The organism is Crocosphaera watsonii WH 8501 (assembly GCF_000167195.1).
Classification (GTDB): Bacteria; Cyanobacteriota; Cyanobacteriia; order Cyanobacteriales; family Microcystaceae; genus Crocosphaera; species Crocosphaera watsonii.
Genome location: NZ_AADV02000025.1, coordinates 1 through 12,917 on the forward strand (window position 1 = coordinate 1; position 12,917 = coordinate 12,917).

General features: G+C 34.4%; 8 protein-coding genes and 3 pseudogenes. 5 read left to right on the forward strand and 6 right to left on the reverse strand.

Features of this window, described 5'->3' with window-relative positions; translation table 11 throughout:
• The first annotated feature begins 695 nt into the window (after positions 1 to 695).
• A pseudogene (locus CWATDRAFT_RS15085) lies at positions 696 to 1,755 on the forward strand (group II intron reverse transcriptase/maturase).
• A 12-nt stretch (positions 1,756 to 1,767) separates the two neighbouring features.
• Here CWATDRAFT_RS15085 and CWATDRAFT_RS41800 read toward each other — a convergent pair.
• The gene (locus CWATDRAFT_RS41800) at positions 1,768 to 2,175 is read right to left on the reverse strand and encodes a hypothetical protein (RefSeq protein WP_007305857.1); all 408 of its coding nucleotides are present in this window, start codon (positions 2,173 to 2,175) and stop codon (positions 1,768 to 1,770) included.
• A gap of 8 nt (positions 2,176 to 2,183) precedes the next feature.
• Here CWATDRAFT_RS41800 and CWATDRAFT_RS33765 point away from each other — a divergent pair.
• Positions 2,184 to 2,285, forward strand: a pseudogene (locus CWATDRAFT_RS33765) (IS200/IS605 family transposase); the annotation flags it as partial.
• Positions 2,286 to 2,445: 160 nt separating this feature from the next.
• On the opposite strand, the gene CWATDRAFT_RS15095 reads toward CWATDRAFT_RS33765, so the two are convergent.
• The gene (locus CWATDRAFT_RS15095; RefSeq protein WP_007305856.1) at positions 2,446 to 3,114 is read right to left on the reverse strand and encodes an ATP synthase F0 subunit B; all 669 of its coding nucleotides are present in this window, start codon (positions 3,112 to 3,114) and stop codon (positions 2,446 to 2,448) included.
• 51 nt (positions 3,115 to 3,165) lie between these two features.
• Here CWATDRAFT_RS15095 and CWATDRAFT_RS15100 point away from each other — a divergent pair, with 51 nt between their 5' ends.
• The 3 genes and pseudogenes from CWATDRAFT_RS15100 to CWATDRAFT_RS15115 all read left to right on the forward strand — a co-directional run bounded on the left by CWATDRAFT_RS15100 (position 3,166) and on the right by CWATDRAFT_RS15115 (position 7,244).
• The gene (locus tag CWATDRAFT_RS15100; RefSeq protein ID WP_007305832.1) at positions 3,166 to 3,348 is read left to right on the forward strand and encodes a hypothetical protein; all 183 of its coding nucleotides are present in this window, start codon (positions 3,166 to 3,168) and stop codon (positions 3,346 to 3,348) included.
• A gap of 267 nt (positions 3,349 to 3,615) precedes the next feature.
• Positions 3,616 to 5,099: pseudogene (locus CWATDRAFT_RS35915) on the forward strand (IS1380-like element ISCwa5 family transposase).
• Between the two features lie 519 nt (positions 5,100 to 5,618).
• Positions 5,619 to 7,244 (forward strand): IS1634-like element ISCwa1 family transposase, encoded by a 1,626-nt coding sequence (locus CWATDRAFT_RS15115; RefSeq protein WP_007305835.1) that lies wholly within the window; start codon positions 5,619 to 5,621, stop codon positions 7,242 to 7,244.
• 211 nt (positions 7,245 to 7,455) lie between these two features.
• Here CWATDRAFT_RS15115 and CWATDRAFT_RS15120 read toward each other — a convergent pair whose 3' ends face one another.
• Genes CWATDRAFT_RS15120 through CWATDRAFT_RS39870 form a run of 4 tightly spaced genes read right to left on the reverse strand, consistent with a single transcriptional unit; the run spans position 7,456 to position 12,731 of the window.
• A complete protein-coding gene (locus CWATDRAFT_RS15120; protein WP_007305855.1) occupies positions 7,456 to 9,462 on the reverse strand; it encodes a dynamin family protein in 2,007 nt (668 codons plus the stop codon).
• Positions 9,463 to 9,474: 12 nt separating this feature from the next.
• Complete coding sequence (locus tag CWATDRAFT_RS15125) at positions 9,475 to 10,341, reverse strand: hypothetical protein (protein ID WP_007305854.1); 867 nt, start codon at positions 10,339 to 10,341, stop codon at positions 9,475 to 9,477.
• On the reverse strand, positions 10,334 to 11,494 hold the full coding sequence (locus tag CWATDRAFT_RS39865) for a hypothetical protein (RefSeq protein ID WP_232287115.1): 1,161 nt from the start codon (positions 11,492 to 11,494) through the stop codon (positions 10,334 to 10,336). The genes CWATDRAFT_RS15125 and CWATDRAFT_RS39865 overlap by 8 nt, the downstream gene beginning before the upstream one ends.
• Positions 11,466 to 12,731, reverse strand: a complete 1,266-nt coding sequence (locus CWATDRAFT_RS39870) for a dynamin family protein (RefSeq protein WP_007305852.1) — start codon at positions 12,729 to 12,731, stop codon at positions 11,466 to 11,468. Before CWATDRAFT_RS39870 ends, CWATDRAFT_RS39865 begins: the two co-directional genes overlap by 29 nt.
• Positions 12,732 to 12,917 lie beyond the last annotated feature (186 nt).

The window sequence follows — 12,917 nt, forward strand, 5'->3', positions numbered from 1 at the left end:
TCAGTCGGACCGTATGTTTACCGTGACCGATTGACTTGAGGATTTCTTGTGCTGTTTCACAGTGGGTATCCCCTTTTATCCCTGCTTCCGTCCTGGGTTTACTAAGTCCAAAACGGAGGGTTATGTCGTTACTCTCGGGATTTCTCCCTTGATTCCGAGTATGGCTCCTTTAGCCAACAAACCAACAGTTATTCAAGTTTCTAGGTTCGTTTACTGTTCGGTTATCCCTACTTAGTTAATTCGGTAATTACTACTTAAGTTTGTAAACTTTTCTTTGGTTTTTACCGTTCGGGTATTGTTTTTACCCTTCTGACCTTTGTGTTCTGCCCCTTGAAAATTGAGCTTTAAGGCTCTTGTTTTTCATCTTTGGGGTGATTGGTCGTTTAACCATTGAATTGCCTTTAGAAGGCTCTTGAATGAGCTACACGCTGTATCCTTGTGATGTACTTGGATGTCAGCTTTTTAGCTCAACGAATCGCACTGAAACCTAAAACCGACATACCCAAATCAACGGAACGAATTAAGTCAATGATTTCTCTTACCATCAGGTCGATGATGTAAGTAGTGACAAACTTAAGCGCAAGGGTCATGGATGTGAGAAGCAATAAGAAGCAAATGCCTACTTGTAATGAGTACGGATAAGCTGACGTATTGCTGGTTAATTAGAAGAAATAGTCTCTATTAGAGGTAGTTAAATCTCGAATGCGAGTATAACCAAGACTACGCCAGAATGGAACACAATCAACTGGGCAAAAGTCCAGAGGAAAGTGTTTAAGCTTCAAACCAGAATATTTCAAGCTGTTAAATCAGGTAATAAAGGCAAAGCCAAAAAGCTTCAAAAGCTACTGTTAAAGTCACACTATGCAAAGCTCTTAGCCATACGCAAAGTGACCCAAGACAATCAAGGTAAGAAAACTGCTGGCGTTGATGGGAAAAAGGCATTACGCCCTAACCAAAGATTGAAGCTAGTTGGCGAACTAAGATTAGAGGGTTACAAAGCAAAGGCACTCAGACGAATTTGGATACCCAAACCTGGAAGAGTCGAAAAACGTGGTCTGGGAATACCCACCATAAAAGATAGAGTAATGCAAGCCTTGGTTAAATCAGCCTTAGAGCCATATTGGGAAGCCCAATTTGAAGGAACTTCCTATGGTTTTCGCCCAGGTAGAAGCGCACATGACGCTATCACTAGGATATACGCTGTCATCAACAAGAAAGCACGATATGTACTAGATGCCGATATTGCTAAATGCTTCGACAAGATTAACCATGATTACCTACTGTATATTATGGAATACGCTTAGAGCATGGACAGTCAGCAGGAAAAAGAAAAAGACACCATTGTATGATGCCCTCAAAAAATATTTCTCATATGGAAAATATGGAAAATGGACATTCCAGACAAAAGGAACAATCCTCCACTATCATGCCGGAACGGAAATAAAGAGACATCAACTGGTTAAGCCTGAAGCATCACCATACGACGGAAACTGGACATATTGGAGCAAGAGACGGGGAACCTATACGGGAACACCAACTAGAGTCTCAAAACTCTTAAAGAAACAGAAAGGTATATGCCCCCAATGTAAGCAACACTTTACGCCTGAAGACTTGATAGAAGTTGACCACATTATCCCTAAATCAAAAGATGGAAAGGATACCAACAACAATCTACAAGCTCTACATCGTCACTGTCACGACGCTAAAAGCAAAAATGACTACCTCTATGATTGGCTAGATAATGGCTATGAATGAAAAGACGATATTTTAATAGTACCCATGACAAGGGACTAATTGCCGAGAGCCGTGTGAGGCGAAAGTCTCACGCACGGTTCGGAATGGGAGGAGAGGAAGGTGACTTCCTTTTCGACCCCTAATATTGGCATCACAATTAATATACTGATTTTGAGCAGTTTGATACAACCCTCTTTGCACTCGTTTTCCGCTCTCATGCCACCTTTCGGGTTTTTCACCGTATTTCGGTAGCTCATCATTGTCTAGAAAACTAGCTTTTGAGGAGTAACTTTCTTCTGTTTCAATAAACCTAATACCGTACTTTTCGCAGAGTTGAGCAATACGATTTTTTAATTTAGCTGTAGACACAGAACAAAGATACTCAATGATGGACAAAGTATTTTTGTCTTCTTTGATTAGATTTTGTTGCCATCCAAACAAATTGTACTCCTCTAAAATGGACTAAAAGTTATTTTTATGACACCAGTGGAAAAGTTAGTACCGCTAAAGTTATGGCTTATATTAATGATCCTCATCATGCCCGACATTAATTGAGACGGCGGCTAAAGCCGCGCGAGTCGCTTTTCCACCCCGCTCTAAAGAGACGGGGCGTGACCTCGCTCCCGTATTTTCTCGTTTACTTCGACAAGCTCAGCAACAGGAAAGACTAAAAACAATATTAATATTCTGCTCCCCCAGTCTCCGGTGTTCCTAACCCTCAGATAATTGTTTTCCAGAATTATTAGTTTGACGTTGAGCAGAATGATTATAGAGTTGTTGGCGGCCATTGCGAACAACTCCTAACATTTCACCTAATTCTTGTTCTAGACGAGTGAGGACGGCATCGGCATATTCATCGGCTCCCTCCTGAATTTGTTGTGCTTCGCTGACACTTTTTCGGTATATCTGTTCTACTTCTCCATTAGCCATCTGTCGTTGTTGCTCAATTTCGGCCATAGTCTGAGCTTGGATAGCCTCACATTCGCTTTGTACCTGTTGACGAATTTGATTGGCCTCATGTTGTGCTTGTTGAATAATTCCTGATTCGTCTAAAATTTCTGCTGCTTCTTCTTGCGCCTGTTGAATAATACGCTGTGCATAAGCTTCCGCATTAGCGAGAATTTCTTGTTTTTGTTCGAGAACCTGTAATGCTTTTCTTATGGCCTCAGGAATCTTCGTCCCAATAAATTCTAGTTGTTCTAATACTTTATCCTCATCGATAATCGTCCATCTTGACACGGGAATATGGAAACTCTCATAAATTACCTCTTGGAGGCGAGATAATTCTTGTTGAATGTCAAAATCAGCCTCTCTAGGAGAACTGCTGTTTTTCTTTTGAGGACTTATAGAAGCTTTTGGGGAAGAATTGGGACGTGCCATGAGTAATAATTAATATATTATTTTTACAATAAGAGTTTAAAGGAAAATCTTATGGATAATCAAAATCAGTTTCCCCATTTAACAACAATTGGACTCAGTGTCGCAACCCTTCCTGTCTTGATAGGGTTAATGATGATAAAAACCCTCGGCCAAGAATGGTCAGAGTGGGGAAAAGAAAGCGAAGAAGTTTTTAGAGGCGATCGCTTGCCCCTCCTCAATTTCCCCCACGACTAATCCCGAATTTCTCACAAAATCTGCGATCGCCAAACACAGAAGCCTTACAGGAAGTGGGTTTGAACAGAGCGATCGCAGATTTCCCCAACCAACAGTCTGTTGTCAGATTTTAAGTTAAAATCAACCCGAATTAGACAAAGATGAAAAGATAAATCAATCACTCATTTTTCCAAAAAAATTATTAATAAAATCTCTAATAGTACTAGATTGTTAGAATAAAATATGCTATAATTCAATTATTAAAGCAATTTACCTTAAACTGATTTAATGAGTCCCAGTCATCCCCGAACCCCTCGTCAAGTAATCAACTTTAGTAAACAGAAAGGAAAAGAAATAATCGCTAATTTTGATGGGGGACTAATCACTTCAGATGCGGGGATTGTCTGGATAGCTGAGTTGGATAAAAAACTGGGAATTACGGAGAAGTTTGGTAACTGTTTTCAAGATCATCGTCATCAATCTTATGTAGATCATTCCGTTCATGAGTTATTAGCACAAAGGCTTTATGGAATTATTTTAGGCTATGAAGATGTCAATGATCATGATAAATTACGTCACGATCCTGCCCTTAAGATCGCTTTAGAAAAGCTTAATGAACTTGAAGATAAAAAGGGATGGTTAGCTGGAAAAAGTACAATTAATAGATTGGAATATTGTCCTGAGACTATTCTCGACCAAAAAACGAGTCGTTATCATAAAATAGAACCCAACTTTGAAGCCATTGAAAAATCTTTTGTCGAATTTTTTTTAGAGTCTTATAAAAAACCTCCCTTAAGTATTATATTAGATATGGATGTCACGGATGACCAAGTACATGGTAATCAAGAAGGGGCATTTTTTAATATTTATTATCACGGAGTATGTTATGCTCCTTTATATATTTTCTGTGGGCATCATTTATTAGTTGCTAAACTTCGTTCATCTAATGTAGATTCAGCCGATGGAGCCTTAGACGAATTACAAAGAATTATCGGACTAATTAGAGAAAAATGGTCAGAGACTCATATCCTAGTTAGGGGTGATAGTGCCTATGCCCGTGAATAAATCTTCTATTTTTGTGAAAATCAGCCTTTAGTTGATTATGTTATAGCTATGGGAACAAATGGCGTTCTTAAGTTACGAGCGGATGATGTAATTGAAAAAGCCAAACATGAATATGAAAAAAACTAGCTCCAATAACTGAATTAATGGATAGTTTATTTCAGAAAAAAGAAGATTTAGAAGAAGTTAAAAAATTAGTACCAATTTCTACTTGGTATCGCTCTATTCGTTATAAAACAGAAAAGTCATGGAGTTGTCAAAGAAGAGTAGTGACAAAAGTTTGTTATGGAAGTGATGGCTTAAAAATGCGCCATGTGGTGACATCTTTGCCCGCTTCAAAAATTCCACCCTCAAAACTTTATACAAAAAAATACTGTCCGAGAGGCGAGATGGAAAATCGGATTAAAGAACAACAATTAGACTTGTTAGCTGATAGAACTTCAACTCAAACATTTCAAAGTAATCAGCTAAGATTATGGATACATTCCTGGGCTTATGTTCTCATAAATGCTTTTCGTCAACACTGTTTAAAAAAAACTTCATTGGCTAAAGCAACTGTGGGAAGAATACGTCTAAATCTTCTTAAGTTGGGAGCCAGAATAAAGATTAGTTGTAGAAGAATTATTATCGCTATAGCTAGTGCTTGTCCTTATCAAGATATTTTGTCTATTGCTAACAAAAGAATTAAAACTATTCCTAATACTGGATAAGTAGAATAAGTTGTTTTTTAAAAAAGATATCTATCATAAGTTGTTGACTGACTGATACTTTCATTTAGTCTTATTTATCGTGGAGAAAATCAAAAGTTAATATAATTATTCCCTCTTAAACTCAATTTTTGGATAATCAAAGTCAATTTTTTTATTCATCTATATTCAAAATTTCTATTAGTCCTAAAAATTATCATTTTTCATCTCTGGATTGGGCTTTCAAATTAATTTGTGAGAAATCCGGGTAAAGGGACAATCAATCATCGGACGGAACGAATAAAAACGATTCTAGAGTCCCAGGAAATAGTCGAGACCTGGGTAGGCTTGACGAGATGCGGAACTCTCTAGAGTCGGGTAGGACGAAGCGTAATTGCTTCGAGCCCAGATTCCGCACTTCAAAAAGTAGCATTAAATACTACAAGCCTGGGTTTAATAATTAAGTATAATTGCTTAAGCTCTTGAAGACAAAAAAGTGGGATAATTGCTTAAGTTGTTTCCTCTGTAAAAAAAGAGCGAAAAATGTCTTATTTAGAAGAAATACAAGTTAAAAATTTAGACCATTTAGGGATAGTAGCTGGTTTAATTGATGAAATAGGAATAGTCAAAATAATTAATAATAAATTAGGAATAGATGTTAGAGAAAAAATCTCAGCAGGTACAGTAGTTAAGTCTATTTTAATCAATGGACTAGGATTTGTTTCAAGACCTCTATATTTATTCAGTCAGTTTTTTCAAGATAAAGCCATTGAGAAATTGTTAGGAGAAAGAATTAAACCTGATTACCTTAATGATGATAAAATTGGGAGAGTAATAGATGAATTATATAAATATGGACTAAATGATATTTTTATTGAAGTAGTTTTAGAAGTAATTAAAAAAATTAAAATAGACCTTAAATACTCCCATTTAGATTCCACATCATTTCATTTAGATGGAGAATATAAAAGGGAAGAAGATAAAGAGAAACAGGAAGAAGAAAAAATTATTAAAGAAAGACCAATTTTTATTAAGAAAGGATATTCTCGGGATCATAGACCAGACTTAAAACAATGTGTCTTGGATTTAATAACAAGCCAAGATGGAGATATTCCATTATTTGTGAGAGTAGGAGATGGAAATGAATCTGATAAAGCTGTATTTGGAAAAGTTTTAGTAGAATTCAAAAAGCAAATAAAGTTTGATAGTATCATGGTTTGTGATAGTGCTTTATATGGTCAAGAAAATCTCCAACTAATCCAACATTTAAAATGGATAACGAGAGTTCCAATGACCATAAAAAAAGCAAAAGAATTAGTGCAAAATATAGAGGTGGAAGAAGTAAAAGATGAAGATAAAGAAAAAAGAAGTGACCTAAATTTAGAAAGTTATACCTGGAAAGAAGAAATTGTTACTTATGGTGGAATCAAGCAAACTTGGTTAATAGTCTTGAGTGAAAAAAGACAGAAAAGTGATTTGGAAAAACTAGAAAAACAACTTTCCCAAGAAGAGAAGAAATCCCAAAAATTTCTTAAAGAAATACAATCTGAAGAATTTGAACATCCTCAAGCTGCTCGATATAAATTAAAAGCTATTAATAAAAAATTGAGATTGTTGGAAATAAAAGAAGTTGAACTGATTGAAACTTACTCGAAAAAAAAGGAAAAGATTTATAAAATGATTAGTCTGATCATCAAAAAAGATGAAGAGATAAGTAGAAAGACTAAAGAAGCAGGAAAATTTATTTTAGCAACTAACTTAGTAGAGGAAAATAAATTAGAAGCTAGTGAAATTCTGATAACTTATAAAAACCAGCAATCTACGGAAAGAGGATTTCGATTTTTGAAAGATCCCTTATTTTTTACTGATAGTTTCTTCGTTGAAAAACCAGAAAGAATAGAAACAATGTTATTTTTAATGTCTTTGTGTTTGTTGATTTATAACTTGGGGCAAAGAGAATTAAGAAATTGTTTAAAAAGAGTCAAAAAAGGAATAAATAATCAAGTAGGGAAAGTAACATTGCGTCCGACTTTGAGGTGGATATTTCAATGTTTTCAAGGTATTCATTATGTGATTTTAAACGGAGTTAAACAAATTGTCAATTTAACAGAAGAAAGGCGTTTTATATTGAGTTTATTACCTGCATCTTGTCAAAGATATTATCTATAAATTGAATTGGATAAAGCAAAAATAATAAAAGAATAAGAGTCTAATGATATCAAATGAGAAGAGGAAACTCTCCTTCGTTTGTGCTGAGTCTTGCTAAGTTTTCAATGAGTATAAATCTTCTTAATTTGATTATTTTTCCTAAAAATTTAATGAAAAGAGAAATATTCTTGCCCAGGTATGATTTTCGGACTTTTTAAAACTATGTATTTTTTTATACTACATTTTGAAGTGCGGAATCTGGGTTAATAACATTATCCGTTGTCATTCCCATAACATCTTTGCCAGTTTCTGTTACTCCTAAAACTTGTTGGCGAGTGTCAGGGTTAAACAGTAAATCAGACCCATATTTAACATATTTTTTCAATACTCTAAAAGCAGGTTCATCTCCTTGATAATAATTATCAATTAATTCCGCATCAGGCCCTAATGATTTAACGATTTGAGTCCGGGTATCACTATTAACTGGACCACGAATCAATGCTTCAGCTACTGGTCGAGCAAATCTTAAAAATAAAACACTTAAACTATTCTCTAAACGGGCTAAAAATTCATCTTCTGAACGTCCAATTAGTTTCTCTTTCACCTGAGAACTTCCCCATAATAAAGTTGTCATATAATCAACTAAAGTTAAAGCTTCATCTTTCAATTCAGCAGCGAGTTCATGTGCTAGAGAATTTAATAATTGACGAATATCTGCATACAAATCATCTCGCCAAGCATAATTAGCTTTTGCTCTATCAAAGTCTGGAAAAGAATTAGCTGCAAAAATGGTTTCTTTTTTCACTAAGGTTTTTTGTCTTAGTTTTTCCATCTCACTTTCTACTAATTGTAGATAGCGTTTTCTAAATTTTTCGATACTACTAGAAGAATTATTATTGAGTATTTCTAAGGGCTTATTAATTACAGAAGTATCATAAAAGTTTTGTAAATCAGCTTTAATATATTCCCATTGTTTCTCCCACCATTCTGTAAAAGATATACGTCTTCTTTCTTTTTCAAATTTTTGGGCTTCTTCAGGATTTACCGGAAATTTTTTATTAACAAAATGATAAATTTCTTCTGAGGTATCAAGAATTTTATCAATAGAGACTTCACAACGTTTCTTTAAGATATCGACACGCTCAGTATTAATATAATCAAATATTTTTTGTTTAATTTCTGGTATTCCTGTTGCTTGAGTTCTTAAATTTTCATCGTCTGTAATCTCTGTTAAATTGCTTAATTTATCTCGAATATTACTAGGCTGACCAATTTCTAACTGGGTATGTTTTTCTGCAAAATTATTGAGAATTAAATAAGCTCCAGCCGAGCCTGAAATAATGCGATTAATAGGTAAATTAGCCCGTTTTAACCAATCTTGAGATGCTTCCTCAACATGATTTTTAAGAGCTTCTGCACTCCCCAAGGAATCAATATGACTTAAAAATACAAAAAGTTTGTCAGCAATGGTAATATTTTTATCTCCTTGTTCTGTAAATTTAATAATATTTAATTCTGCTTCTCTAATACTACGAAAACGCTGAATAACTATCACAGCATCACAGTCTGATAGCATTTCTTTTGTTTCGTCAACGTGCTTAGTTAAACCAGAATCTGAACCAGGAACGTCATAAAAAACGATTCCTTCTGCTTGAGCGAGTTTATTAGTATAAAGTCGCGCTTCTAAGACTGCATGAGCGTATTTTTCATCAGCAACGTATTTTTTTAATTGTTCTCTAATGTCTTCTAATCTGGTAAAAGGAATAACTAAATTACCTTCTCTCCTTACTTTTTGTAAGGTTGTTTCGTATTCTCTAATAGTTTTTAAGTCCTCTTTTGCTCCAACTATTTCTAATTCTTTGAGAAGATTAATAAATTGTTCTTCGCTGCGTGTTTGGACTTCTAATCTTTGTTCAGATTCACTTTTTACAGAATAAATTTGAGTGGTTGTAAAAGTACATCTTCCTCCCTTGGCCGGAAGTAAATCACATTCTAACCAAGCATTAATAAAGGTACTTTTTTCTGCTTTTTCTAAACCTACTACAGCAATGCGAAATTCTCGTTTCTTTAGTCTTTCCAGTTGACGGTTAGCAGGTATGCCTTCTTGAATCAGAACTTCTGTTAATTTGGAGGGAACTTCAGCTTGAGGTAGTTTAGCTAAGTCAATGGCAAAGTGTTGGATGTTCAAAACATCACTAAGACGGGTTTCATAGTAAGATGAGGCTGATTTCCAATCCATTAAATTAACTCCTTAAATTCGGTTAAATGAGCTTATACTAGAGATATTAGTAAGACGACCTAATTCTTTTATTTTTCCTTGTGTATTGGGTGGTAAATCCCGTTTAATTACATATTTGGTTTTCTCATTAATAATAGCCTTTCCATCAGGAATATCAATTCTGAGATAAAATTTAAGCTTACTATCCGGTGAGGGAGTCTGATCTGGATCAATTTCTACAGATAGTTGTGATGCTTCAGTTTGTTGGATACATAAAAAGTCCGATGCTGCAGCAATTAATTCTATAATTTCATCTCTATAAATTGATTTTTCCAAACTCAATTTATAAGCTTCTGATGCAGGAACAACTAAACATATTGCTGTAGGAATAGATTGATCGATAACAGGGGTTCTTCTTCTGTTTAAGGGCTGTTTTCGGGAGCTTTTTGGGGACTGATTTGGAGTAGATGATTTCCATTTTAGAAAGGCTACTCCTGCAATTAATACAAAAGCGGTAAAGACAAGAATTCTCATTTTTTGTTTATCCTCTAACATTGAACAGAATTTGATAAAAGCTGGCATTTCTAGTTGTTTTAGAATTCCAAATATATCTATTTTATCTATCCATAAAAATTTCCTAATTATATCTAAATAAGGTTTAGGAATATTATTATAAGCAATTCCAAAATCATCTTGTATCTCAGAATAATTTTTTATTCCAAAATGCTTACAAACATCTTCTACTATTTGCTTTTTTTGTGATCGATAATCATTTGATGAGTCGATTATCAACTCTATGATCTTGTGTAATACTCCTCTTCTTTGATTTTTAATCTGATCGTATATCTCATTGAAATTAACAGATTCATCGATTAGGTTTTCTAAGGATTCATTAATCACTTAAGTTTTCCTCCTCCAGAAAAGGACTGATTTGAGAAAGATGTGTTGCTAAAGTATGTGCTTTATCCTGCATTGGTTCCCAGATATTTTTTTGCTTTTCATAATCAATGGTAATTTCTTGCCTCGCTTTTTCTAGTCTGTCTTGATAAAGATCAAGAATTTCACCTTGAGTCTTATTTACTTTCTTTTTTAGATCATTAATTTGTTCTAATAACCATTCCATTACCCGTTTTAACATCTCAGGTTCACTTTTTTTAAGTTGTTTTTGCCAGTCTTCGAGCATCTCACCAGTGCTAGGAATTGTTGCATTATCACTGTAATGAGTTTCTTTTTTGCGAACAATACCTAACCAATGTCTCCAAGTTCTATACTTAACAGTATATTCTTCAGCCGTAATATCAAATCCAGATTCAAATTGAGGATTAAATCTTAATTCTTTAGTAACTTGATTAAGCTTTGAACTAGGGAATTTAATAGCAATATCTGGGGCAATTCGATTAGCTTCTTCCTCTAGATAACTCAGATGACATTGGAATAATTCAAACACAGCATTGTACATTCTATTGATTTCTTGTTGAGATATGTTTTCTAATACTTGTGCTATGTTTTTACTCAAATTTAAAGATAACTCTTCTAAAGCTAGATTCATATACTTCAAGTTATCTTTTTCTTCTTGTGTTTTTGCCTCTATTATTTGTCCATTTTTAGCTCTATATCCTAATGATATTAGTCTCATTAAGTTTTTCTCTAACAAATTAACATCAATAGTATCAACTTTTTTAAAGTTAGGATGATCTAAATTAACAATTCCATTATCTAAAGATTCTGCTACTGCTTCTAAAATTTGATCAACGCCTCTTCCTAAAGCTTCTCGCCAATCATAAAGAGGAATTAATTTTTCTTCAATTTCGTTATATGGCGGAGTATTCTGGAGTTCTTCAACTGCCCCTTCCAAAATACGCACTAAATCTTCTGAAAAGGGCTTGTTAAAATAGTCTTCACACTTTTGATTCATCTCTTCAAAAGGCTTTCGTAAATTAGCATCACTTACTTCAAGAAACTGCTCTAACGAAGTCTTAATCCAGGATATTTTCTCAGATTCTTGCTGATAATTTTCTTCTGAACTATTTAAAATAGCTGTTGTTGTTTGCACAGCCCGTTGTTGTTTGCACAGCCCATTGTTCAATACTATTTCCTGCTGCAACTTTAAATCTTTCAATGGCTTGGGGAATAACTAATTTAGGAAAATGTTGGCTAATATGCTGGTTTAGATATTGTTGAAATTCCTCAGCATAGGATTTTTGCCATAAATCTTCTGCTACTCGAATTCGATCTTGACTAGACCAATTTTCTGCTTTTCTAGGTAAATCTTCTAAGATATTTTCCTCAATTAATTGACCACATTTTAGATCAGCATCTCGACAGGCTATGTTACTATCATTCCGATTGCTGCTTTGTATTTGTAAGGCTAATAAAGCAGGTAATGTACTTAATTTTATAATTTTTAATTCTTCAATATCTTTTTTATATTCTCCTAATTGTTCAGTTAATTCATTCTTAATACTGTTAGTGGTTTTTTCTACAAAACGTTTCTCACTTTCTGTCCAATTTCTATCATTCCTAAAAACATCAATTTTGTTGAGAATAAAGAGCATTCTTTTGGGGAAACCTCCTAATCCTTTGACTTCTTCTACTACTTGTAATAAAAGACTTTTAATTTTCTGGGGATCAGTTTCTTGACTGTTATAAGTAACCAGACACAAAGCTTCACGACACTGCTTAATCACTTCCATATTACTTTCATCACCCACATAAGATAATCCAGGTAAATCTAACATTTTTACCCTGACACCTCTAGGCAAATTCCTCTCATATTCTTTCAATAATCTGAAGGGATAATAAATAAGAAACTTGGGATAAGCTAAAGAGGGATTATCTTTTTTATTATCAATATAAGCAAGCATTACTTGTTCTAAAAGCCGATAAATTTCGCTTTCAGGAATGCTTGGCCATTTACCACATTCCCATAATGCTCCTGGGGTTTCTTCGATAATTAAAGTCTTTTCCTGGCTATATTCAATAGTAACTGCCCCGGCGCTCATTTCGCTGACTGCTGTTGGTACAATATCAGCACCACAAAGAAAATTGACTAAGGTACTTTTTCCACTACTTGTCGTCCCAGTTGTGGCTAAAATCAGAGTTGGATGGCGCAATTCTTCGATTAATATTTCTAAAGCTGTATCTAAATTAGTAGATAATGCGTCAATTTCAGCGTAGTAAGACCTCGGTAAATGGCGAATAATTTCGTCCTTGAAGTTATCCCAATAACTTTGTAAGAGGGTTGCTTTATTTTCTACCTTTTGAAATACTTCATAAGATTTTTGACTCATAAGCTTAAGATTACTAAGTAATAATCAAAACATAATATAGCACTTCTTATACTTGTGAGGTACAGAGTTTTCTATTGTTCGGAGTTCGGAGTTCGGAGTTCGGAGTTCAGAGTTCGGAGTTTGGAGGCTCGATATTAGGTGTAACTCATGAGTCCGAGAAACGCTATAGTATTGAGAAGCCGCTTT